This window comes from Caulobacter sp. 05T431 (genome assembly GCF_056665975.1).
Genome location: NZ_JBFTKU010000006.1, coordinates 135,560 through 157,767, shown reverse-complemented (window position 1 = coordinate 157,767; position 22,208 = coordinate 135,560). Strand labels below are relative to the sequence as shown.

At 70.4% G+C, this 22,208-nt stretch carries 21 protein-coding genes and 1 tRNA gene; 12 read left to right on the top strand and 10 right to left on the bottom strand.

Features of this window, described 5'->3' with window-relative positions; genetic code table 11:
• Nucleotides 1–59 precede the first annotated feature (59 nt).
• Nucleotides 60–818 (top strand): LytTR family DNA-binding domain-containing protein, encoded by a 759-nt coding sequence (locus AC1U89_RS08125; protein WP_479899208.1) that lies wholly within the window; start codon nucleotides 60–62, stop codon nucleotides 816–818.
• 17 nt (nucleotides 819–835) lie between these two features.
• Here AC1U89_RS08125 and AC1U89_RS08120 read toward each other — a convergent pair whose 3' ends face one another.
• A complete protein-coding gene (locus tag AC1U89_RS08120) occupies nucleotides 836–1,279 on the bottom strand; it encodes an Rrf2 family transcriptional regulator (RefSeq protein WP_479899207.1) in 444 nt (147 codons plus the stop codon).
• A 111-nt stretch (nucleotides 1,280–1,390) separates the two neighbouring features.
• Between AC1U89_RS08120 and AC1U89_RS08115 the strand changes: the two genes are divergently transcribed.
• Genes AC1U89_RS08115 through AC1U89_RS08105 form a run of 3 tightly spaced genes read left to right on the top strand, consistent with a single transcriptional unit; the run spans nucleotide 1,391 to nucleotide 3,831 of the window.
• Nucleotides 1,391–1,798: a group III truncated hemoglobin gene (locus tag AC1U89_RS08115; RefSeq protein WP_479899206.1), complete on the top strand. Its 408-nt coding sequence runs from the start codon at nucleotides 1,391–1,393 to the stop codon at nucleotides 1,796–1,798.
• A 46-nt stretch (nucleotides 1,799–1,844) separates the two neighbouring features.
• Nucleotides 1,845–3,053: an NO-inducible flavohemoprotein gene (hmpA, locus tag AC1U89_RS08110; RefSeq protein ID WP_479899205.1), complete on the top strand. Its 1,209-nt coding sequence runs from the start codon at nucleotides 1,845–1,847 to the stop codon at nucleotides 3,051–3,053.
• A gap of 37 nt (nucleotides 3,054–3,090) precedes the next feature.
• Entirely contained in the window at nucleotides 3,091–3,831 is a 741-nt protein-coding gene (locus AC1U89_RS08105) for a class I SAM-dependent methyltransferase (protein WP_479899204.1), read from the top strand.
• On the opposite strand, the gene AC1U89_RS08100 is transcribed toward AC1U89_RS08105, so the two are convergent.
• Nucleotides 3,828–4,979 (bottom strand): aminotransferase, encoded by a 1,152-nt coding sequence (locus tag AC1U89_RS08100; RefSeq protein WP_479899203.1) that lies wholly within the window; start codon nucleotides 4,977–4,979, stop codon nucleotides 3,828–3,830. The two genes, AC1U89_RS08105 and AC1U89_RS08100, sit on opposite strands and share 4 nt — an antisense overlap.
• A gap of 98 nt (nucleotides 4,980–5,077) precedes the next feature.
• Between AC1U89_RS08100 and AC1U89_RS08095 the strand changes: the two genes are divergently transcribed.
• The 3 genes from AC1U89_RS08095 to AC1U89_RS08085 all read left to right on the top strand — a co-directional run bounded on the left by AC1U89_RS08095 (nucleotide 5,078) and on the right by AC1U89_RS08085 (nucleotide 8,095).
• Nucleotides 5,078–6,688 (top strand): efflux MFS transporter permease, encoded by a 1,611-nt coding sequence (locus AC1U89_RS08095; protein WP_479899202.1) that lies wholly within the window; start codon nucleotides 5,078–5,080, stop codon nucleotides 6,686–6,688.
• The gene (locus tag AC1U89_RS08090; protein WP_479899201.1) at nucleotides 6,688–7,773 is read left to right on the top strand and encodes an HlyD family secretion protein; all 1,086 of its coding nucleotides are present in this window, start codon (nucleotides 6,688–6,690) and stop codon (nucleotides 7,771–7,773) included. Before AC1U89_RS08095 ends, AC1U89_RS08090 begins: the two co-directional genes overlap by 1 nt.
• Nucleotides 7,774–7,837: 64 nt before the next feature.
• Nucleotides 7,838–8,095 carry a GlsB/YeaQ/YmgE family stress response membrane protein gene (locus tag AC1U89_RS08085; RefSeq protein ID WP_029914402.1) on the top strand — a complete coding sequence of 86 codons (258 nt, stop codon included), beginning with the start codon at nucleotides 7,838–7,840 and terminating at the stop codon, nucleotides 8,093–8,095.
• Here the strand turns inward: AC1U89_RS08085 and AC1U89_RS08080 are convergent.
• The 3 genes from AC1U89_RS08080 to AC1U89_RS08070 form a co-directional block, all read right to left on the bottom strand.
• A complete protein-coding gene (locus AC1U89_RS08080) occupies nucleotides 8,092–10,491 on the bottom strand; it encodes a putative bifunctional diguanylate cyclase/phosphodiesterase (RefSeq protein WP_479899200.1) in 2,400 nt (799 codons plus the stop codon). The two genes, AC1U89_RS08085 and AC1U89_RS08080, sit on opposite strands and share 4 nt — an antisense overlap.
• 169 nt (nucleotides 10,492–10,660) lie before the next feature.
• Nucleotides 10,661–12,496 carry a translational GTPase TypA gene (gene typA / locus AC1U89_RS08075; protein ID WP_479899199.1) on the bottom strand — a complete coding sequence of 612 codons (1,836 nt, stop codon included), beginning with the start codon at nucleotides 12,494–12,496 and terminating at the stop codon, nucleotides 10,661–10,663.
• Between the two features lie 560 nt (nucleotides 12,497–13,056).
• A complete protein-coding gene (locus tag AC1U89_RS08070; protein ID WP_479899198.1) occupies nucleotides 13,057–13,791 on the bottom strand; it encodes an SDR family NAD(P)-dependent oxidoreductase in 735 nt (244 codons plus the stop codon).
• 84 nt (nucleotides 13,792–13,875) lie between these two features.
• Between AC1U89_RS08070 and AC1U89_RS08065 the strand changes: the two genes are divergently transcribed.
• On the top strand, nucleotides 13,876–14,310 hold the full coding sequence (locus AC1U89_RS08065; protein ID WP_479899197.1) for a winged helix-turn-helix transcriptional regulator: 435 nt from the start codon (nucleotides 13,876–13,878) through the stop codon (nucleotides 14,308–14,310).
• Here the strand turns inward: AC1U89_RS08065 and AC1U89_RS08060 are convergent.
• On the bottom strand, nucleotides 14,307–15,239 hold the full coding sequence (locus AC1U89_RS08060; RefSeq protein WP_479899196.1) for an N-formylglutamate amidohydrolase: 933 nt from the start codon (nucleotides 15,237–15,239) through the stop codon (nucleotides 14,307–14,309). The two genes, AC1U89_RS08065 and AC1U89_RS08060, sit on opposite strands and share 4 nt — an antisense overlap.
• 178 nt (nucleotides 15,240–15,417) lie before the next feature.
• On the opposite strand from AC1U89_RS08060, the gene cpdR reads away from it, so the two are divergent.
• Together cpdR and AC1U89_RS08050 are read left to right on the top strand one after the other, a co-directional pair.
• The gene (gene cpdR, locus AC1U89_RS08055; protein ID WP_012284930.1) at nucleotides 15,418–15,774 is read left to right on the top strand and encodes a cell cycle two-component system response regulator CpdR; all 357 of its coding nucleotides are present in this window, start codon (nucleotides 15,418–15,420) and stop codon (nucleotides 15,772–15,774) included.
• Nucleotides 15,775–15,884: 110 nt separating this feature from the next.
• Nucleotides 15,885–15,959, top strand: a tRNA-Val gene (locus tag AC1U89_RS08050).
• A 35-nt stretch (nucleotides 15,960–15,994) separates the two neighbouring features.
• Here the strand turns inward: AC1U89_RS08050 and AC1U89_RS08045 are convergent.
• Complete coding sequence (locus tag AC1U89_RS08045) at nucleotides 15,995–16,843, bottom strand: oxidoreductase (RefSeq protein WP_479899195.1); 849 nt, start codon at nucleotides 16,841–16,843, stop codon at nucleotides 15,995–15,997.
• A 112-nt stretch (nucleotides 16,844–16,955) separates the two neighbouring features.
• Between AC1U89_RS08045 and AC1U89_RS08040 the strand changes: the two genes are divergently transcribed.
• Both AC1U89_RS08040 and AC1U89_RS08035 read left to right on the top strand, forming a co-directional pair.
• Entirely contained in the window at nucleotides 16,956–17,900 is a 945-nt protein-coding gene (locus tag AC1U89_RS08040) for a LysR family transcriptional regulator (RefSeq protein WP_479899194.1), read from the top strand.
• 157 nt (nucleotides 17,901–18,057) lie between these two features.
• Nucleotides 18,058–19,260 carry an OmpA family protein gene (locus tag AC1U89_RS08035; protein WP_479899193.1) on the top strand — a complete coding sequence of 401 codons (1,203 nt, stop codon included), beginning with the start codon at nucleotides 18,058–18,060 and terminating at the stop codon, nucleotides 19,258–19,260.
• Between the two features lie 219 nt (nucleotides 19,261–19,479).
• Here the strand turns inward: AC1U89_RS08035 and AC1U89_RS08030 are convergent, their stop codons facing one another.
• The 3 genes from AC1U89_RS08030 to AC1U89_RS08020 form a co-directional block, all read right to left on the bottom strand.
• Nucleotides 19,480–19,872 carry a DUF6491 family protein gene (locus AC1U89_RS08030; RefSeq protein WP_479899192.1) on the bottom strand — a complete coding sequence of 131 codons (393 nt, stop codon included), beginning with the start codon at nucleotides 19,870–19,872 and terminating at the stop codon, nucleotides 19,480–19,482.
• Between the two features lie 47 nt (nucleotides 19,873–19,919).
• A complete protein-coding gene (gene mnmC, locus AC1U89_RS08025) occupies nucleotides 19,920–21,701 on the bottom strand; it encodes a bifunctional tRNA (5-methylaminomethyl-2-thiouridine)(34)-methyltransferase MnmC2/FAD-dependent 5-carboxymethylaminomethyl-2-thiouridine(34) oxidoreductase MnmC1 (protein ID WP_479899191.1) in 1,782 nt (593 codons plus the stop codon).
• Nucleotides 21,702–21,802: 101 nt separating this feature from the next.
• Complete coding sequence (locus AC1U89_RS08020) at nucleotides 21,803–22,123, bottom strand: hypothetical protein (RefSeq protein WP_479899190.1); 321 nt, start codon at nucleotides 22,121–22,123, stop codon at nucleotides 21,803–21,805.
• Between the last annotated feature and the right edge of the window lie 85 nt (nucleotides 22,124–22,208).

Sequence of the window (22,208 nt, the reverse complement as noted above, 5' to 3'; positions counted from 1 at the left end):
CGTGAGCGGCGCCGATACTGCGCGAACGGCGCCGCGTCGGGGTGAGAGGCTGTGACGGGGTGACGAACCTGCGGGCGATCCTTCAGCGCGGCGGCGCGGACCTGGCGCTGCTGCTGGCGATCGGCCTGTTCCTGGGCGCGGTCGGCCCGTTCGGCAGCGAGATGCTGCCGCCGCGCCACGCCTATGCCTACTGGGTGCTGTGCATCGTCGGCGGCGGACTGATCGGCATCCTGATCGACGAGACCGTCGGGCGCCGGGCGGGCGTCTTCTGGCGGCGGCTGCTGGTCACCACGGTGCTGATGACGCCGCCGACCGCCCTGTGGGTCCTGGTGTCCGACCGCCTGGTGGTGGGCGCGCCCATCATCGCGTCGCGGTACTGGCCGCTGCTGTGGCAGGTGTTCCTGATTTCGGTCCCGGTCATGGCGATCCGGGCCCTGGTCTGGCGCCGGCCGGCGGCGGTGGTCCAGACCCGGGTCGTGGTGGCGCCGCCCCTGCCCGAGGCCGAGGCCGCCTTCCGTCGGCGACTGTCGGCGAAGCGGCGCGGCGCGCGGTTGATCGCGATCGAGGCCGACGACCACTATCTGCGGGTCCACACCGACGCCGGGGCCGAGATGATCACCCTGCGCTTCGCGGTCGCCCTGGACGAGCTGTCCGGCGCCCACGGCTTCCAGACCCACCGCTCGTGGTGGGTGGCGGCCGAGGCGGTGGAGGGCGTGCGCTGGCGACGGGGCGGGGGCGAGCTGCGCCTGGCGGGCGACGTGGTGGCTCCGGTCAGCCGGACCCATGCGCCGACGGTCAAGGCGGCCGGCTGGTTCTAGGCGCCAGGCGGCTGATCCTAAGCGGGAAGGGCCGCCGGGTCGGTGATCCCGAACAGCGCCCGCATCTGGTGGCGCTGATCCAGCAGGTCCTCCAGCGTGTACTTGTCCAGCACCGCGATGAACGCCGCCGTCGCTTCGTTGAGGGCGCGGGGCAGGGTGCAGGCGGGGGCGATCACGCAACTGCTGCAATCGACCAGCTGGAAGCCTTCCTCGGTCTGGCGCACCACCTGGCCGACGACGATCTGGTCGGCCGGACGGGCCAGGGCGATACCGCCGCCGCGACCGCGCACGGTGCGCACGAAGCCGGCCTTGCCCAGGTCCTGCACCACCTTCATCAGGTGGTTCTGCGAGATCCTGTAGAGCGCCGCGATCTCGCCGATCGAGGACAGGTCGCCGTCGTCGCGCGCCGCCAGGTGCAGCAGCACCCGCATGGCGTAGTCGGTGTAGCGCGTCAGGCGCATCGGGACTCCGGGCACGCACCCCTAAGGGTGATTACTTAGAACTGGTATTTCCATTGCATGTTTCGCTACGGGCTTATAGATGCATTTTTGACGCATCAATTAGGCTCCCCGATGGACCCGACCCAAGCCGCCGAGATCGAAGCCGCCCTGCCGGCCCTGCTGGAGCGCTTCTACGCCCGCGTTCGCGCCGACGCCGCGCTGGGGCCGGTGTTCAACGACGCGATCGAGGACTGGGGCMACCACCTGGGGACCCTGACCGACTTCTGGTCTTCGGTGATGCTGACGACCGGCCGCTACAAGGGCAATCCGGTGGCGGTCCACCTGCAGCACGCCGCCCGCATCCCGTCGGAGATGTTCGCCCGCTGGCTGGCGCTGTGGAACCAGACCACCGACGAGATGATGTCGCCGCCGGTCGCCGCGGCGATGCAGGCCAAGGCCGCGCGGATCGCCCAGAGCCTGGACGCGGCCCTCCACTTCCGCCTGTCCAAGGCGGCGCCTTCCCAACCCGCGGCCTGCTGACCGCGATCCAAACCCAGACAACAAACCCAGACAAGGAGTAGAGACAATGGCGGCTGCGCTCGGCGCGGAGACGATCGCGCTCGTGAAGGCCACGGTGCCGGCCCTGGCCCAGTACGGCGAGGACATCACCCTGGCGATGTACGCCCGGCTGTTCCAGGACGACCACATCAAGGCGCTGTTCAACCACGCCAACCAGAGCACCGGCGCCCAGCCCAAGGCCCTGGCCGGGGCGATCCTGGCCTACGCCCAGAACATCGACAACCTGGGCGTGGTGCTGCCGGTGGTCGAGCGCATCGCCCACAAGCACGTCGGCTACCACATCCTGGCCGAACACTATCCGTTCGTGGCCAAGGCTCTGCTGGGCGCGATCAAGGACGTGCTGGGCGACGCGGCCACCGACGAGATCCTGGGCGCCTGGGGCGAGGCCTACTGGTTCCTGGCCGACATCCTGATCGGCCGCGAGGCGGGCATCCGCGCCGAGATCGAGGCCTTCGAAGGCGGCTGGACCGGCTGGCGGGACTTCGTCGTGGCCGAGAAGGTCCGCGAGAGCGCGGTGATCACCTCGTTCGTGTTGCGCCCCGCCGACGGCGGCAAGGTGATCCCGCACAAGCCGGGCCAGTACCTGACCTTCCGCTTCGACCTGCCGGACGCGCCCKGCGAGAAGCGCAACTACTCGATCTCGGCCGGGCCGAACGGCGAGAGCTACCGCATCTCGGTCAAGCGCGAGGACCTGGGTGCGGCCTCGCGGTTCCTGCACGACCAGACCCGGATCGGCGACATCCTGCAGGCCACCCCGCCGGCCGGAGACTTCTTCCTGGCCGACCAGCCGGCCCGTCCGGTGGTGCTGCTGAGCGGCGGCGTGGGCCTGACGCCGATGGTCAGCATGGTCGAGCACATCGCCAAGGAACATCCGGAGCTGGAAGCCCACTTCGTGCACGGCGCGCTGAACAGCCGGGTCCATGCCCTGGACGGCCACGTCCGCGCCCTGGCCAAGGACCACGGCGGCGTCTCGGTGACCACCTTCTACAGCGAACCGCTGGCGGGCGACCGGGCGGGCGAGAGCCACGACTTGGACGGGTTCATCACCATCGACTGGCTGAAGGCCAACACCCCGTTCGCCGAGGCGGACTTCTACCTGTGCGGACCGACGCCGTTCCTGAAGGCTTTCGTCGCGGGGCTGGCGGGGGCGGGCGTGCCGAGCGACCGCATCCACTACGAGGTGTTCGGCCCGACGGCCGAGGCGATCGCGGCCTGAGGCTGAGCTCCGGGCGTCGCCGTGCTATTCAGGCGGCATGAGCGACGCCCCTTCGTCCGACGACCCAGCCTCGAACGGCTGGGCCGATTCCGCCGCCGCCTGGATCGCCGACATGGGCGAGCATGGCGACTACGGCCGTCGCTACGTGCTCGATCCCGTGGTCCGCGAAAGGCTGGGCGGGCGGAGCTTCCGCAAGGCGCTGGACGTGGGCTGCGGCGAGGGGCGGCTGTGTCGGATGCTGTCGGGCTTCGGCGTCGAGACGGTGGGTCTGGACCCGACCCGAGCCCTGCTGGACCAGGCGCGACGGCGGCATCCCGAGGGCCTGTACGTCGACGGCTTCGCGGGCGCCTTGCCGTTCGAGGACGCCGAGTTCGACCTGGTGGTCAGTTGCCTGAGCCTGATCGACATCCCTGACTTCGAAGCCGCGATCGTCGAGATGGCTCGCGTCCTCGCGCCGGGCGGGACGTTGTTCATCGCCAACCTGACCAGCTTCTCGACCGCGCGGGTCGACGCCCCGATCCTGGAGCGCTGGGTCGACAGTCCGGGCGTGCGGATCGACCGCTATCTGGAACAGCGGTCCGGCTGGGAGGCCTGGCGGGGCATCCGGATCGTCAACTGGCACCGGCCCTTGTCGGCCTACATGGCCGCCTTCCTGGGCGCGGGCCTGCGCCTGACCCATTTCGACGAGCCGGCGCCCGTGGGCGGCGATCCCGCCAAGGCCGAACGCTATCGCGGCGTGCCCTGGTACGTCGTGATGGAGTGGGAGAAGCCGGCCTAGCCCCGCGCCGCCGCCAGCCGCCGAACGGCCTCGTCCAGCGTGTCGTCCGCCTTGGCGAAGCACAGGCGCAGGATGTGGCGGACCGGGTCCTCCGCGTAGAAGGCCGAGACCGGGATGCTGGCCACACCGTGGTCGCGGACGGCCCGCAGGGCGAAGGTGCGGTCGTCCTCGTCGATCCCGGAGGCCTTCAGGTCGACATTGAGGAAATAGGTGCCGCCGCTGTCCAGCACCACGAAGCCGGCTTCGCGCAGGCCCGCCGCCAGCCGATCGCGCGAGCGCTGCAGGCCGGCGGGCATGGCCTCGAACCAGTCGCCGGGCTCCTGCAGGCCGAACGCCACCGCCTCCTGCAAGTTGGGCGGGGTGGTGAAGGTCAGGAACTGGTGGGCGCCGGCCAGGGCCTTGGTCAGGGCAGGGGCGGCGCACAGGAAGCCGACCTTCCAGCCGGTCATGCCGAACATCTTGCCGGCCGAGCCGATCTTCACCGTGCGCTCGCGCATGCCCGGATAGCCGATCAGCGGCCGGTGCTTCCGGCCGTCGAAGACCACGGCCTCCCAGACCTCGTCGCAGACGGCGATCGCGTCGTGCTTCACGCAGAACTCGGCCAGCAGGGCCAGGTCCTCGTCGGGCGTGACCACGCCGGCCGGATTCAGCGGGGTGTTCAGCACCACCATCCGCGTCCGCTCGCTGAACGCCGCCTCCAGCATGGCCCGGTCGAACCGCCAGTGCGGCGGCGTCAGGCGCACCAGTTTCGGGACCCCGCCGGCGCGTTTCACCATCGGCAGGTAGGCGTCGTACAGCGGCTGGAACAGCACCACCTCGTCGCCGGGCGAGATCAGGCTGAGGAAGGCCGCCGCCAGGGCCTCGGTCGCGCCTGAGGTGACGACGATCTCGCTCTCCCAGTCCAGGTCCAGGCCTTGGCTGCGATTGTAGTGCGCCGCCACCGCCTGGCGCAGGGCGGGCAGGCCGCGCATCGGCGGATACTGGTTCGTGCCGGTGATCAGCGCCTCGCCGGCCTTCTGGCGCAGCGCCATCGGCCCGGCGTCGTCCGGAAAGCCCTGGCCCAGATTGATCGCCCCGGTCTGGCGGGCCAGGCCGCTCATCTCCTCGAAGATGGTGGTGGGCAGGTCGGCATAGACGGGGTGGACCATGGGGCGCGTCTCCTCAAGCCCTTGCCTAGCACAGGTCGCGCGGTGATAGCTTGGGTCGTCGCGTGGAACGATTTCCCCAAGGCGGAGCTTCCTCTGAAGTGACCGACAGCGCCGTCCCAGCCCCGCCGCCTGCACCGCCCTGGACGTGGGCGCACGGGCTGGCCTACGGCGCGGTGTCGATGCTGCTGGGCCTGACCCAGGGGCTGGGCGCCAACCTGATCAACAACAACCTGCCCTGGATCCAGGGCTCGCTGGGCGCCTACACCAACGAGTCGGCCTGGCTGTCGATCGCCTACACCGCGGCCAACGCCACCATCGGCCTGCTGGCCGTGAAGTTCCGGTTCCAGTACGGGCTGCGGCTGTTCGCCGACATCGGGCTGGGCCTGTTCATCGTGGTGGGGCTGGCGCACCTGCTCAGCAACGACCTGCGGTCGGCCATCGCCGTGCGGGCGGCGGCGGGCATGGCGGCCTCGGCCCTGTCGACCCTGACCCTGCTCTACATGGTCGAGGCCGCCCCGCCCGAGCGGCGGATCGTCGGCATCGCCCTGGGCGTGGGCTGGGCGCAGCTGGCCCTGCCCCTGTCGCGGCTTGTGTCCTCCGATCTCCTGGACACCGGCCAATGGCATGGGCTGTACCTGGCCGAGATCGGGCTGAGCGTGGTCTGCCTGTCGGCCGTCAACCTGCTGCGCCTGCCGCCGATCCCGCGCGTGCAGATGTTCGAGTGGCGCGACTTCCTCACCTTCGCCCTGTTCGCCCCGGGCATCGCCCTGCTGTGCGTGGTGCTGGGGCAGGGGCGTTACGTCTGGTGGTTCGACACCGCCTGGATCGGCTGGTGCCTGGCCGCCGCCGTCGTGCTGCTGGCCGCCACGGCCCTGGTCGAGCTGCATCGTCGGAAGCCCCTGATCCACTTGCGCTGGCTGACCAGCGCCGACCTGCTGCGCCTGCTGGTGATCATCCTCTTGTTCCGCATCGTGCTGTCCGAGCAGGGCGTCGGCGCGTTCGGCCTGCTGCAGACCCTGGGCATGAACAACGACCAGATGGCCGGCCTGTCGTGGGTGATGCTGGCGGCCACCCTGGCCGGCATGGTCATCGTGGCCTTCACGATCAATCCCGAGCACGTCAGCACCCCGGCCCTGATCGCCCTGCTGATGGTGGCGGCCGCGGCCTGGATGGACAGCCTGTCGACTAGCCTGACCCGACCCGAGCAGATGTACCTCAGCCAGGGCATGATGGCCTTCGCCGGGGCGCTGTTCCTGCCCGCCGCCCTGCTGGCCGGTTTCCCGCGCGCCATCCGCATGGGCCAGGAGTACATCGTCAGCTTCATCGTTCTGTTCTCGACAGGCCAGGTGATCGGGGCCCTGGGCGGCTCGGCCTTCCTGGGCACGCTGATGACGGTGCGCGAGCGGGTGCATTCGGCCGCGATCGTCGATCGCCTCAGCCTGACCGATCCGCAGGTGGCCCTGCGGGTGAAGCAGCTGTCGGGGACCTATGCCGGCGTGCTGACCGACCCGGCCCTGCGCAGCGGCGAGGGCGCGGCCCTGCTGGCCCAGCAGGCGACGCGCGAGGCCACGGTGCTGGCCTATGACGACGTGTTCGCCACGGTGGCGATCCTGGCCGTCCTGGTCTTCTTCTACCTGTTGTTCCTGCGCGTCCGCTCCGACCTGCGCCTGCGGCGCGCGGCCCGGCTGACGCCCGTGGAGGCCGCCTGATGTCCGACCCGCAAGCCGCCACACCGATCGCGCCGCCAGCTCCGCCTCCGCCGAAGCGGATGTGGTCGCGCGCGGCCATCCCGGTGATCGTGGCCGGCGTCGGCGGGGTGCTGCTGGTGCTCTACGCCTGGAAGCTGCCGCCGTTCACCGGCACGGTGCAGAGCACCGAGAACGCCTATGTCCGCGGCTATGTCACCCTGCTGGCCCCCAAGGTGGACGGCTATGTGACGGCGGTGGCGGTCAAGGACTTCCAGGCCGTGAAGGCCGGCCAGGTGCTGGTCCAGATCGACGACCGCATCTACCGCCAGAAGCTGGCCCAGGCCGAGGCGTCGGTGCAGTCGGCCCAGGCGGCGCTGGACGCCAACACCCAGGCCCAGACCTCCAACGCCGCCCAGATCCGGCTCGCCGAGGCCCAGGCCAGCAGCAGCCAGGCCGCCCTGGCCAAGACCCAGGTCGACATCAAGCGGGCCGAGCCGCTGCTGGCCCAGGGCTGGCTGGCCCCCAGCCAGCGCGACGTGCTGCAGGTGGCCCAGCGCCAGGCCGCCGCCGGCGTCGCCCAGACCGCGGCCAATATCGACATCGCCCGCCAGGCCCTGGCCACCACCAAGGTCAATCGCGAGGGGCTGGAGGCCGCCCTGGCCAACGCCCGGGCGGCCGTCGAGCTGGCCCGCATCGACCTGGCCAACACCACCATCCGCGCGCCCGAGGACGGGGCGGTGGGCGAGGTGGGGGTCAAGCTGGGCCAGTACGTCGCCGTCGGGACCCAGCTAATGGGCGTCGTGCCGCGCCAGACCTGGGTGACCGCCAACTTCAAGGAGACCCAGACGGCCCATATCAAGGTGGGCCAGCCGGCGACGGTCCAGGTCGACGCCCTGGGCGGGCTGAAGCTGCGCGGCCATGTCGAGCGGCTGGGGCCGGCCACCGGCTCGGAGTTCGCGGTGATCAAGCCCGACAACGCCACGGGCAACTTCACCAAGGTGGTCCAGCGCCTGCCCACTCGCATCGTGCTCGATCCGGACCAGGACGGTATCGCCCGCCTGCGTCCCGGCATGAGCGTGGTCGCCCGGGTGGACACCGCGCGCTAGGGCGCAACCAACCGGGGCGCTCGAGCATTTCCTGGGCAATCTTGGCTGTCAGGGATCAAGCGACATGAACGGTGTGGGTTTCATCGGTGCGGTCATCATCGGCATCTTCGCCGGCTGGATCGCCGAACAGGTCATGGGCCGCAATCACGGCCTGATCACCAACCTGATCGTCGGCCTGGTCGGCGCGCTGATCGGCGCCTTCCTGGCCAGCATGTTCAACATCCACTTCTTCGGCTGGCTGGGCAGCCTGCTGGTCTCGACGGTGGGTGCGATCGTGCTGCTGTGGATCGTGGGCCTGTTCAGCGGGCGGCGCCGGATCTAGGCGCCCTTGGCCGCCTTCGCGTCGTCGGCGGCCTCGTCCAGCACGATCCTGCGCATCTGCTGGGCTGTATTGTCCAGCAGGAAGCCGGGGATGTCGGCGATCGGCATGGGGCGGCCGAACAGGTAGCCCTGGAAGTGGTCGCAGCGCATGTCCTCCAGGATTCGCGCCTGGTCGGCGGTCTCCACGCCTTCGGCCGTGACCTCCAGGTTCAGGGTGCGGCCCAGCAGGGTGATGGTGCGCAGGATGTCGGCGATGGCCGGATTGCCCGCCATCTCGGCCACGAAGGTGCGGTCGATCTTGATCTTGTCGAACGGGAACCGCCACAGATAGGCCAGGCTGGAATAGCCCGTGCCGAAGTCGTCCATGGCGATGCGCACGCCCAGGTCCTTCAGGGCCTTCAGCTGCTCCAGCGTGCCGGCGGTGTCGCGCAGCAGCAGGCCCTCGGTGATCTCCAGCTCCAGGCGCGCGGGGGTCAGGCCCGAGGCGTGCAGGGCCGCGCGCACCTGGTCGACCAGGTCGCCGGCCGCGAACTGGTTGGGCGACAGGTTGACCGCCACCTTCAGCGGCGCGGGCCAGGCGGCCGCCTGGCGGCAGGCCTCGTTCAGCACCCACTCGCCGATCTTGCAGATCAGCCCCCACTGCTCGGCGCATTCGATGAAGTCGTCGGGCCCGACCAGGCCGCGGCGCGGGTGCTGCCAGCGCAGCAGGGCCTCGAACCCGATGGTCTCGTGGGCCTTGGCGCCGATCAGCGGCTGGAAGAACAGCTTCAGCTCGTCGTTCTTCAGGGCCGAGCGCAGGTCKATCTCCAGGGCCCGGCGCTCCTGGGCCCACAGGTCCATGGTCGCCTCGAAGAAGCGATAGGCCCCGCGCCCGTCGCCCTTGGCGCGGTAGAGGGCCAGGTCGGCGTTCTTCAGCAGGGTGTCGGCGTCGTCGGCGTCGGCCGGGGCGATGGCGATGCCGACGCTGGCCCCGATCGCCACGTGATGGTCGTTCAGCTCGTAGGGCTGGGACAGGGCGTCGACGATGGCCTGGGCCAGGGCGCCCAGCTCGGCGGGCGCCAGATGGTCGCGGACCACCACGGCGAACTCGTCGCCGCCCAGGCGGGTGACGACGCCGGTGTCGCCGACGCAGGCGCGCAGGCGGCCGGCCGCCTCGGTCAGCAGGGCGTCGCCGATCGGATGGCCCAGGCTGTCGTTGACGCCCTTGAAGTGGTCCAGGTCCAGGCACAGCACCGCGCAGCCCGCGGTCTTGCCCTTGGCGTCCCAGGCGGCGCTCAGGGCCTGCAGGAACGACAGGCGGTTGGGCAGGCCGGTCAGCACGTCGTAATGGGCCAGGCGCTTGATGCGCTCCTGGTCCTTGCGGGCCTGGGTGACGTCGGCCCCCACGCCGCGGAAGCCCGCGAAGGCTCCGTCCAGGGCGTGGATCGGCTTGCCGCTCAGCGCCCACCAATGCAGTTCATCGCCGACCAGCACCGACACGACCACGTCGCGGAAGGCCTTCTGGTCGACCAGCAGGCCGCCCAGGTTCGAAAGCCCCTCGGGCGCCTCGGCCAGTTCGGCGCCCAGCTCGCTGACGCGGCGGCCCAGCAGGTCCTCGCGCGAGCGGCCGGCCGCCTCGGCCATGCGTTCGGAGACGTAGGTCAGGGCCCCGGTGGCGTCGACCTCCCAGAGCCAGTCGCTGGAGCCTTCCTCGAAGTCGCTGAGCAGCAGGCTGACCACCTGCTTCTGGCGCTCCAGCTCGTCGTCGGCCACCAGGCGGTCGACGAAGACCTTGGCGTGCGACAGGCACGACAGGCCCACGACCAGGTAGCAGAAGATCAGAAGCCCGGCCAAGGCCAGCAGGACTGGCTCCTGGCTGGTCAGCAGCACGAACAGCGAGCCGATCACCAGCGGGGTCGTATAGGCCAGGGCGGCCATGGGCAGGGTCAGCAGGGCGAAGCTGCCGGCGCCGATCATCCCGGCCGTCAGGGCCACGATCAGCATGCTCATCTCGGTGTCGGCGTCGCGCAGCGCCAGGGCGGGCAACACGCCCCACAGCGCGCCCAGCAGCCCCGCCTGCAGGGCCACGCGCCGCGCGCCCCGGGCCGAGACGGTGTTCTTGGCGCTCTTGCGGCGGCGGGCCGACAGCCAGCCGCGCAGGCCCAGCAGCGCGTAGCAGGTGACGGCGCCGGCCCACACCGCCAGCGCGACCTGATGGGCGCCGCCCAGGCCGGCCAGGCAGACCAGCTGGGCGTTGATGATGTTGGCGGCCATCATCACCGGCGTCAGGCGCTGGATGCTGACCAGCTGCTCGAAGCGGACGCGGCCGGCCATGGCCTCGGGCACGGCGGGCAGATGGCGCGAGGCCAGCGCGGCCAGCCGCGCGGCGATGCCGGAAAGAGTGGAAGTCTGACGCACGGCGATCCCGCAATCCCAGGACGCTCCCCCGCATCCCCCGCGTGCAACCTAACGGTGGTTCCTGAAACGCCGGTTAACCGTAGAGGCCGCTTAAACCCATGAAAAAGCCCGCCATCTCGGAAGATGGCGGGCTTCTTGATCGTCTGTCCCAGAAGAGCCTGGGAGGCGACTATTCTTCCTTGACGCGACGCTTGCGGAACGACGGGTTCAGGGTCTGCTTGCGCAGGCGGATGTTCTTCGGCGTCACTTCCACCAGCTCGTCTTCCTCGATGTAGGCGATGGCCTGTTCGAGGGTCATGCGGCGCGGCGGGGTCAGGCGGATCGACTCGTCCTTGCCCGAGGCGCGGACGTTGGTCAGCTGCTTGGCCTTCATCGGGTTGACGTCGAGGTCGTCCTGACGGGCGTTCTCGCCGATGATCATGCCCTGATAGGTCTTCTCGCCGGCGCCGACGAACATCACGCCGCGCTCTTCCAGGTTCCACAGCGCGTAGGCCGCGGTTTCACCGTCGGAGTTCGAGATCAGCACGCCCTTGCGCTGCTGGTCGATGGCGCCTTTGTAGGGCTCGTAGTGGCTGAACACGCGGTTCAGCACGCCCGAGCCGCGGGTGTCGGTCAGGAACTCGCCCTGATAGCCGATCAGCGAGCGCGAGGGGGCGACCAGCTGGATGCGGGTCTTGCCCGCGCCCGACGGGCCCATGTCGCGCAGTTCGGCCTTACGGAGCGAGAGCTTCTCGATGACGATGCCCGAGAACTCGTCGTCGACGTCGATCATGACGTCTTCCATCGGCTCCAGGCGCTTGCCGGTTTCCGGATCGTTCTGGAACACCACGCGCGGACGGCTGATCGACACCTCGAAGCCTTCGCGGCGCATGTTCTCGATCAGCACGCCCAGCTGCAGTTCGCCGCGGCCGGCGACTTCGTAGGCGTCGCCTTCGGTCGACTCGGTGACCTTGATGGCCACGTTCGATTCGGCTTCCTTCAGCAGGCGGTCGCGGATCACGCGGCTCTGGACCTTGTCGCCTTCGCGGCCGGCCAGCGGGCTGTCGTTGACCGAGACGGTCATCGAGATGGTCGGCGGATCGATCGGCTGGGCGGGCAGGGCCTCGGTCACTTCCAGGGCGCAGAGGGTGTCTGCCACCGTGGCCTTGGACATGCCGGCGATGGCGACGATGTCGCCCGCTTCCGCGCCTTCGTCGACCGGCGAGCGCTTCAGGCCGCGGAAGGCCAGCACCTTGGTGATGCGGCCGCGCTCGATTTCCTTGCCGTCGCGGTCCAGCGCCTTGATGGCCATGCCGGGAACGGCCTTGCCGCTCTCGATGCGGCCGGTCAGCAGGCGGCCCAGGAACGGATCGCTTTCGATCAGCACGTTCAGGATCTGGAACGGCTCGTCCTTCTTCTCGATCTGCTTCGGCTCCGGCACGTGGCGGACGATCAGGTCGAACAGCGGGGCGAGGTTATCGTTCGGGACGTTCAGGTCCATCGTGGCCCAGCCGGCGCGGCCCGAGGCGTAGATGTGCGGGAAGTCCAGCTGCTCGTCCGTGGCGCCGATGGCGGCGAACAGGTCGAAGGCGGCGTTGTGGACGCGGTCCGGATCGGCGTGGGCCCGGTCGACCTTATTGATGCAGAGGATGGGCTTCAGGCCCATCTTCAGCGCCTTGGTCAGCACGAACTTGGTCTGGGGCATGACGCCTTCCTCGGCGTCGACCAGCAGGACGCAGCCGTCCACCATGCCCAGGATGCGCTCGACCTCGCCGCCGAAGTCGGCGTGGCCGGGGGTGTCGATGATGTTGATGCGGGTCTCGCCCGCCTCACCGTTCCACAGGACGCTGGTGCACTTGGCCAGGATGGTGATGCCGCGCTCGCGCTCCTGGTCATTGGAGTCCATGGCGCGCTCGGTCGTCGCCTCGTTGGCGCGGAACACGCCCGACTGGGCCAGGAGCTGGTCGACGAGGGTGGTCTTGCCATGATCGACGTGCGCGATGATGGCGATGTTTCGCATGGACATGGAGAAGGCGGACTTTCGGGGAGGAACAGATGGGGTTTGACGCGGGCGCGTCAGGCGCGCGGCTTTTACGCGACTGCGCGACGTTTATCCACCCCCACCCCTACGCGTGGAATTGCCACGGTAACCGGTGTCACGCTCAAACCCCTTAAATTCATAGGGTTTGCGAAAGTTGCGGGCGGATGTCGTTTCTTTGGCAACTAATTGTGCAGTGCAGCATTGTCGCCAAAATCGGCCAAGCTTGGAGAGCGGCGTTCTCTGTCCCTTGTGTTACAAAGGATTTCAGTCGGTTCGCGATATAAAAAACGACAACGTTGTCGAAGATTTCGCTTGATGGATTTCGCACCGCACCCTATAAGCAACCTGTGAGGCGGCGCTGCCGCCTCTGCCCTTCCTGGGCGTTTCCTCCCTAATGAACTGCCCGGCTCTCGAGCCGGGCTTTTTTTTGGCCTGGGGCCGGGCGGCCCGTTCTAAACGCGCGCCGGGCCTGGACTTGTTCCGAAGAGGCCGGTCGGGGGCTTCGATTTTCGGCCTCGAAACCCCCTTGGCGTGGACGCTCGGCGTCAGACCTGCGCCAGGCCGCCGTCGACGAAGACTTCGCCGCCCGTCATGAAGCTGCTGTCCGACGACGCCAGGAACGCGGCCACGGCCCCGGTCTCCGACGGATCGCCCATGCGGCCCAGCACGGTGGACGCCCCCATCGCGGCGATTCCCTCCTCGCCCAGGACCTCCAGCGCCAGTTCCGTCGTGGTCGGACCCGGCGACAGCACGTTGACGCGAATCCCCGTGCCGCGCAGGTCCAGGGCCCAGCTGCGCGCCAGGTTGCGGACCGCCGCCTTGGTGGCGCTGTAGATGCTGAACGCCGGCGTCCCCATCACCCCCGTGCTCGAGCCGGTCAGGATGATCGACCCGCCGTCCGACATCAGCGGCAGGGCCTTCTGCACCGTGAACACCAGCCCCTTCACATTGACGTCGAAGATCTGGTCGTAGTGCTCGGGCGTGATCTCGCCCAGCGGCGCGAACGAGCCGGTCCCGGCGTTGGCGACCAGGACGTCCAGCCCGCCGCGTTCGGCCTTCACCATCTCGTACAGCCGGTCCAGGTCGGCCGGATCGGTCACCGAGCCCTGCACGGCGCGGGCCGAGGACCCCAGCTGGGCCACGGCGTCGTCGAGCTGCGCCTTGCGTCGCCCGAACAGATAGACGAACGCGCCTTCATCKATAAACCGCTTGGCGGTCCCCAGCCCGATGCCGCTGCCGCCGCCGGTGATCACCGCGGTCTTGCCTTGTAGCCTGCTCATGATGTGCTCCTTCATTGAGGTTGCACTCAGCTGGCTTCGTACTCACCTATCGACAAGTATGCACCTTTTGGTAAGTGCCTAGAAATGTCATCGAACCCCTCACGTCCGGCCCCGCCGCCGGTCCAGAGCTGCACCCCGACGCTGCCCGGCTTCACCTGCGGGCTGGACGCGACGCTGCGGGTCATCGCTGGAAAGTGGAAGCCGCTGATCCTCTACTTCCTGGCCCAGGGCGGTCCCACACGGTACGGCGAGCTGCGTCGCGCCATACGCGATGTCAGCGACAAGGTTCTGATCCAGCAGCTCAAGGAGCTGGAGGGCGACGACCTGGTGAAGCGGACCGACTACAAGGAGGTCCCGCCGCGCGTGGACTACAGCCTCACGCCGCTGGGCCACGGCCTGGCCGAGGCCCTTGTGCCGCTCTGCACGTGGGGCACGGAGAACATGGCGGAGGTGACGCGGGTCTTCGCCCAGCGCGAAGCCTGGAACGCCAGGGAACGGCAAGCCGGCAAGGCAGGCTAGAGCAACTCGGCCCAGTCGGTCGCCACCAGCCGGGCCGTCACCGACTCGATATGCGCCTTCAGCCGCGCCAGGCCCTCGGTCGGCTCGCGGGTCGTCTCGTTCATATAGAGCGCGCGGTTGATCTCGACCTGGATGGCGTGGGTGCGCCGGGCGGGGCGGCCGTAGTGCTCGGTGGTGTAACCGCCGGCGTAGGGGGCGTTGCGGGCGACGCGATAGCCCAGCCCCTCCAGGGTCTTCTCCATCAGAGCGGTCAGCTTGGGCCCGCAGGCCGCGCCGAAGCGGTCGCCCAGCACGATGTCGCACGGACCGCCGCCCCGGGCCCGGTGGCCGCGGGCCGCCGCCGCCGGCATCGAATGCCAGTCGACCAGGATCGCCACGCCGTGGGCGTTGCGCGCCTGGGCCAGCAGGCGGTCCAGGGCGTCGTGATAGGGGCGGTGGGCGGTCTCGATGCGCGCCTTGGCCTCGGCGAAGGTCAGCTTGCGGGCGTAGATCGGGCGGCCTTCGCCGGCCACGCGGGCGATCGCCCCCAGCCCCGCCGCCACCCGCGCCGTGCGGGCCTGGGCGAAGTCGGGCAGGGCGTCCTCGAACATCGCCGKGTCCAGCTCCCAGGCGTCGCGGTTCAGGTCGATATAGGCGCGGGCCAGCCGGGCGCGGATCACGCAGGCCCCCAGGGCGGGCGCGCCGGCGATCAGGTCGTCGACGAAGGCGTCCTCGGACCCGCGCAGCTCGTGGGCGGTCAGCCGCGCGGCGGCCAGCATGTCGGGCGGATAGAGCCGGCCGGAATGGGGCGAGGCGAACACCAGCGGAGTGGGGGGCGGCTGGCCCTCCGCCCCATCAGCGCTTTGGGCCCGCGCGACCTCGAAAGCCGGCGAGAAGCCGTGCTCCGCCGTCGCCGGCGTTTCCGAAGCGATCGGCTCCCATGCGGTCATGGGCTTATTGTCGCGGTCGGACGGTTCCGGGTCAAACGCCAACCACCCGCGTGATAAGCAGCCGGGCCTGGCGCCGAAGCTTTAGCTGTGGACAGCGCGGGGCCGGTTCATCCGCGATTTACCGTCCTTCTCTAGATTCCCGCTTTCCAATTCCGCCGATCGCCTGGAAACTGACCGCATGGCCCGCATCCTCCTCGCCGAAGACGATGACTCCCTCCGCGGCTTCCTCGCGCGCGCGCTCGAGCGCGCCGGTTTCGAGGTCACGGCCTGCGCCGACGGCGAGGAAGCCGTCCAGCACCTGGACACCCCCTGGGACCTGCTGCTGACCGACATCGTCATGCCCGGCATGGACGGCATCGAGGTGGCCCGCCAGGCCGCCGCCCGCGACCCGTCCCTGCGCATCATGTTCATCACCGGCTTCGCCGCCGTGGCCCTGTCGGCCCAGGACCGCGCCCCGGCCGGCGCCAAGGTGCTGTCCAAGCCCGTCCACCTGCGCGACCTCGTCTCCGAGGTCGAGAAGATGATGGCCGCCTAATTTTTTGGGGACCCGCCGAAAGGCGGGTTGCGCGACGGCCAAGCCGCCGCTATACCCCCACACCTTCCCGGCCGGGACGCCTTTTCCAGGGCGCTTCGGATCGCTTCGGCGGACGCGTAGCTCAGCGGGAGAGCACTACGTTGACATCGTAGGGGTCACAGGTTCAATCCCTGTCGCGTCCACCATTCCCTTCCCAAATCCAGATCGACCCGACGCCCGTTCAGGCGTCGTCGTGGCGCGTGGCCGTCGCCACCGCTTCCCAGGCCGCCAGGTCGGCCAGCATCGTCTCGGCGTGGCCGCGCACCGCCTCGACCGCGTCGGCGCCCAGCTGCAGGCGTAGCGGGGTCACGTCGGCCTCCAGCGCCGTGACGATCGCGGCGGCCGCCTTGCGCGGGTCGCCGGGCTGGGTTCCGTGCATGTCGTGGGCGAAGGCGCGGGTGGGGCCCACCGTGTCCTGGTAGGCGGCCAGGATCGGCATGTGGCGCATGCCGGCGCCGGCCAGGTCGGTGCGGAACTGGCCGGGCTCGACGATCAGCACCTTGATCCCGAACGGCGCGACCTCCTGGGCCAGGGCCTCTGAAGCGCCCTCCAGGGCGAACTTGCTGGCCGAATAGGCCGAGAAGCCGGCGAACGACAGCTGGCCGCCCAGGCTGGAGATGTTGACGATCGCGCCCGAGCCCTGGGCCCGCAGCGTCGGCAGGGCGGCGCGGATCACCGCCAGGGCCCCGAAGAAGTTGGTGTCCAGGATCGCCCGCAGCTCGGCGTCCGGCGTCTCTTCCAGGGCGCCGACCACGCCGTAGCCGGCGTTGTTGACCAGGATGTCGATGCGGCCGAAGCGGGCGACCGCCGCGGCGACGGCGGCCTCGGCGTCGCCGGTCTGGTCGACGTCCAGCTTGGCGGCCAGCACGCGGGCGGGGTCCAGGGCGACCAGGGCGTCCAGCTTGGCGATCGAGCGCGCCGTGGCCACCACGTTGTCGCCGCGCGACAGGGCGTGCTCGGCGAAGGCGCGGCCGAAGCCCGAGGCGGCGCCGGTGATGAACCAGGTCTTGGCGGTGGCGGTGGCGGTCATGGGGATCTCCCGTCCGGAACGCGTTCCGTCCGAACGCCCGGCGAAGATCGCAGCGAAGCCATTGCGTGATAAGATGGTCCAAATCGCATTGGCTATTCGAAATCGTGCAGGAATGGATCGAGACCTGATCGCGCACTTCCCGGTGGTCCTGGCGGTCGCCCGGCGCGGCGGCTTCGCGGCGGCGGCGGCCGAGCTGGGCATGAGCCCCTCGGCGGTCAGCCACGCGGTCAAGACGGTGGAGGACCGGCTGGGCCTGCCTTTGCTGATCCGCACGACCCGCAGCGTCGCCCTGACCGAGGCCGGCGCCCAGTTCGTCGCCGAGGTCGGTCCGGCCCTGGCCGAGGTGGGCGAGGCGGTCGAGCGGCTGCGAGCCACCCGGGGGCGGGTGAGCGGCGTGCTGCGGCTGAACGCGCCGCGCGTGGCGCTGGAGATCGCCCTGACCCCCGTGATCGCCGAAATGGCCTGGCGGCATCCGGACCTGGTGATCGAGGTCACCTCGGACGACGGCCTGGTCGACATCGTGGCCGGCGGCTGGGACGCCGGCGTGCGGCTGGGCGAGATGATCGCCCAGGACATGACCGCCGTCCGCCTGACCCCGCCGTTCAAGGCCATCATGGTCGCCGCGCCCGGCTATCTGCGGGCCCGGGGCGAACCCGGGACCCTGGCCGATCTGGCCGGCCACAACTGCATCGGCTTCCGCCTGGTCTCCACGGGCGCGGACTATGCCTGGGAGGTGCGCGAGAACGGCGCCGACACGGCGGTGCGGGTGCGGGGCACCGCCCGCGTCACCGATCCGCTCTACGCCCGCGACCTGGCCCTGGCGGGGGTGGGCGTGGCCTATGTGTTMGAGCCCCTGGTCCGCGAGGCCGTGCGCGACGGGCGCCTGCGCTGGCTGCTGCCCGACACCGCCATCGAGGAGCCGGGCCTGTTCCTCTATTTCCCGCGCCGCGCCGCCCAGGCTCCCAAGCTGCGCGCCTTCGTCGACATGGCGCGCGAGGTCCTGGGGCCGCGCGGCCGCCGCGCCGGGAGCGATCCCGCGGGACCGACGTTTTCTTGAAGGGGCAAGGGCCCGGGTTCCGGAGCCTTGAGTCGCTTTTGCGACGAAATGGCCGGAATGTGGCGCCTTGGCCACACCTGATTTCAATCCTGGCGCGTTGTCGTCGTGAGGTCGCTCCCAGTGCCGATCTCGCGACATTCACGTAGAGGGTTACATCATGAAAATCGGGTTGCTGGCTGGTGTTGCGACGCTTGCGCTCTGCGCCGCGTCGGGCGCCTCCGCCCAAATGACGTTGAGCGGATGGTACGTCGCCGGCGACGTCGGGTACCATTGGCCCGACGGCGTCAAGGGGACCTCGTCCACGACCGGATCGGAGTGGAGCTTCTCCCCCGATGACGACTGGGCTGGCTTTGGCCGTATCGGCTACAAGCTGACCCCGAACTGGCGTGTCGAAGGCGAATACGGCTATCGCCCCGGCGACCAGTCGGGCGTCCACGGCACCGGTACGCCGTCGGGTCTCTGCACCCCCGGCGTGGCGCGCACCGTCGCCGCCCCGACCTGCGGCGGCGTGGATGGCGAGCTGAAGGCCTCGAGCCTGATGTTCAACGTCATCTATGACTTCATGCCCGACTCCACCTGGCGTCCGTTCATCGGCGCCGGCCTGGGTACGGCCTGGGTCCACAACAAGGTCTACGGCCAGCTGTCCAACGTGCCGGCCGGCGCCGCCCAGTTCCAGAACACCAGCATCGACGACGTCGACCAGGCCCTGGCCTGGCAAGGCATCCTCGGCGTGGCCTGGGACTTCGCGCCGAACTGGTCCCTGGACCTGACCGGCCGCTACCTGGCGACCGACGACCTGCAGTGGGGTTCGGTGACCACCAACGTCGGCGGCCCGGGCCGCTTCGGCCCCGTGACCGACGTCGGCACCTTCGAAGGCAAGTACAAGGACACCTCGCTGACGCTGGGTATCCGCTACACCTTCGGCTCGCCGCCGCCCCCGCCGCCTCCGCCCCCGCCGCCTCCGCCGCCCCCGCCCCCGCCGCCGCCTCCGGAGCCGCCCCCGCCGCCTCCGCCGCCGGCCTACGAGGCCAAGGAGTTCGTGGTCTACTTCCCGTTCGATCAGTACGTGCTKACGCCGGAAGCCCAGGCCGTGGTCTCGCAAGCGGCTGACTACGCCAAGGGCGGTAACGCGACGAAGATCACCGTGGTCGGCCACACCGACACCTCGGGTTCTCCGAAGTACAACGCCAAGCTCTCCGAGCGCCGTGCCAAGGCCGTCGCCGACGCCCTGGTTGGCGCCGGTGTCCAAGCCACCACCCTGGCGGTGGATTGGAAGGGCGAAAGCGAACCGGCCGTCGCCACCGGCGACGGTGTGAAGGAACCGCTGAACCGCCGTTCCACGATCTCGATCAACTTCTAAGATCGCGATCAGGCACTGAGGAAGAGGGTCCGGCGGAAACGCCGGGCCCTTTTTCGTTTCCGTCCTCGCGAACCGGGCGAGGGGACGGCGCCGTCTCCAAAAGAAAGACGCCCCCGAGCGGTTCGGGAGCGTCATCGTCCGGAAATCCCGAGAGGGCGTCGGGGGCCGGTCAGGCCGACGTTCTGGGGGTGTCGGCTCTCGTGGCGAACGGCCGCGTGGTCAGGGGCGCTGCTTGTCCGGCAGGGCCTTGGCCTCGTCGGCCGACAGGGGGCGAATGGACGCCACCGCACAATGCAGGGGTCCCGCGCCGCTGCGGGTGATGACGGTGGCGGGCCGGCCGTTGCACATCTGGTCGGTGAAGTCGGTGTCGAAGGACAGGATCCGATAGGTCGTCAGGCCGGGGCAGTCGCCCTTCAGGGTCACCTGGAACACGGCGCCGGTGTTCAGCTTCACATAGATGTTGCGGTCGTCGTCCGAGGCCCAGTTGACCATCCGCTCGGTGCGGAAGCACTGCGACGGGTCGACCTTCCGGGCGGAGGCCTCGACGGCGGGGGAGGCGAAGCTGGTAAGGGCGGCGGCCGAAACGGCCAAGACGAGGAACATGCGCTGCATGGCGTTCTCCTGTTTCCCCGTTTCGAGGCMGATTATACCGCTCTAGGTTAAGGGCGCGACGAAAATCGCGCGGGCTCGACCAGGTCGGCCAGGTCGCGCGGCAAGGGCGAGGGTAGGCCCAGGACCCGGGCCGTCAGATGCTCGGCCAGCAGGGGCGCCAGACAGAAGCCGCGCCCGCCCAGGCCGCCCAGGACGAACAGGCCGTCAGGCGCCTCGGGAGCCGCGCCCGCCAGCGGCAGGTGGTCGGCGGTGGTCGCGCGCACGGCGGCGCGGCCCCGTAGCGGAGCGTCGGCCAGATCGGCGGCCAGGCCGGGCAGCCCCTTGGCCAGGGCCACCAGGTTGCGGCGATCGTCGGCCTCGCGGGCGTCGGTCTCGACGCCGCCGCGATCGTGGGTGGCCCCGAACAGCACCCCGTCGCGGGCCGGGATCGCATAGGCGCCGAACGCGGCGGGGGCGGGGGCCGGATGCTCGGTCCAGGTCGCCTGGCCGCGCACGGGGCGGATGGGGGCGGAGGGCCAGAGCGCGGCCTGCTCCGCGCCGCCGGCCAGCACCACGGCGTCGGCCTCGGCCAGCAGGCGATCCTCCGCGTCGTACAGGCGCCAGACGTCGCCTTCGCGCGCCAGCCGGGCCACGCGGGCCGGGATCGCCGGTCCGCGCCAGGCCTCCAGCACCCGGGCCGGCTCCACGACCAGGGCCTGGGCCATGTCGAGGGCGGCTTCCGTCGGCTCGCCCAGGCGCGCCGTGGCGTCGTCCGCGGCGAGGATGCGCATGGCGCCGGGCTCGAACAGGTCCTGGGCGGCGACGGCGGCGTGGCGTTCGCCGTCGCGCGGCGCGACCGCCAGTTTCAGCACGCCCCGGGCGATCACCGCCTCGGGCAGGTCGGMGTACAGGTCGACGGCGCGGGCGAAGGCCTGGGCCGGCAGGGCGGCGCGCGGGCCGCCGCCGGCGTCCAGAGCGGGGGTGACCAGGGCGGCGGGATTGCCCGAGGCCGGCGACCGGCCGTCGTCCAGGACCGCGACGTCCAAGCCCTCCGCGCGCGCGGCGCGGGCCATGGCGGCGCCGGCGATCCCGCCGCCGACCACCGCCAGGCGGGTCGGACGCGGCCGCGGCTCGGCCTGGCCGGGCATGACCGCCTCCAGCCGCTCCTTCTTGCGGCCGAAGCCCGGACGCTTGTCGACCTGAAAGCCGGCGGCGGCCAGGCCGCGCCGCACGGCGCCGGCGACGGTGAAGGTGGCGGCCCTGGCCCCGGGGGCGCTGCGGGCGGCCACGGCGGCCAGGATCTCCTCGCGCCACATGGCGGGGTTCAGGGCGGGCGAGAACCCGTCCAGGAACCAGGCGTCGGCCGCCCCGTCCCAGGCGGCCAGGGCGTCCTCGACGTCCATCACCGCCAGGTCGAAGGTGGCGTCGAAGCCAGGCAGGTCGATGCGGTGGAAGCCACGCGCGCTTCCCGGCCAGTGGTCGAGCAGCACCTGGGCCGCCTCGCCCAGCTCCGGCCAGACCGCCAGGGCCCGGGCCGCCTCGTCGCGGGTGATCGGGTGGGCCTCGATCGAGAAGACGTGCAGGCGTTGGCCCGGAGTTCGTTCGCGCCGCCACAGGTCCAGAAGGGCGGCGATGTTCAGGCCGGTGCCGAAGCCCAGCTCGCCCACCACGAAGCGGTCGCGGCCCCGCCAGGCGGCCGGCAGGTCGCAGCCGGTCAGGAACACCGCGCGGGTCTCGGCCAGGCCGTCGGTGCTGGAGAAGTAGACGTCGCCGTACAGGGCCGACTGCGGCAGGCCGTCGTCGCGCCAGACCAGCGGGGAGTCGGGGGAGGGGACGGCCGGATCGCTCATGCGCCGCTTATAGGGCGCCCGACTCTTTCAGAAGAAGCCCGCAAAGAAGAAGGGCCGCCCTCGCGGACGGCCCTTCCCGATCGTCTGGACGTGAACCCGCCTTAGTGGGCGGCCGGTTCGGTCTTCTTCTCGGTGGTGGTGGTCGTGGTGGTGGTCGTGCCGGGCGCTTCGGCGGCGGTCGTGGCGTCCGGGGCGGCCGGAGCCGCGGCGGCGTCGGCGGCGGCCTTGTTGGCGTCGGCGGCGGCGGTGGMGGCGTTCGCGGACGCGTCCTGGGCCGTGCTGGCCGAGGCGGCGGCGTCCTGGGCGGCCTTCGAGGCGTTGGCGTCGGCGGCGGTGTCGGTCTTCGGGCCGCAGGCGGCCAGCGACAGGGCCGAGACGGCCACGCCGGCGATCAGGAACGAGCGGAGAATCTTGGTGGTCATAGGGACTTCCCTTGCGACTGCTTTTTGGGCGACCGCGGTCCGTTTGAGCCGCGTCACAAGGTCACAGAACATCAGTTCGGTGGCA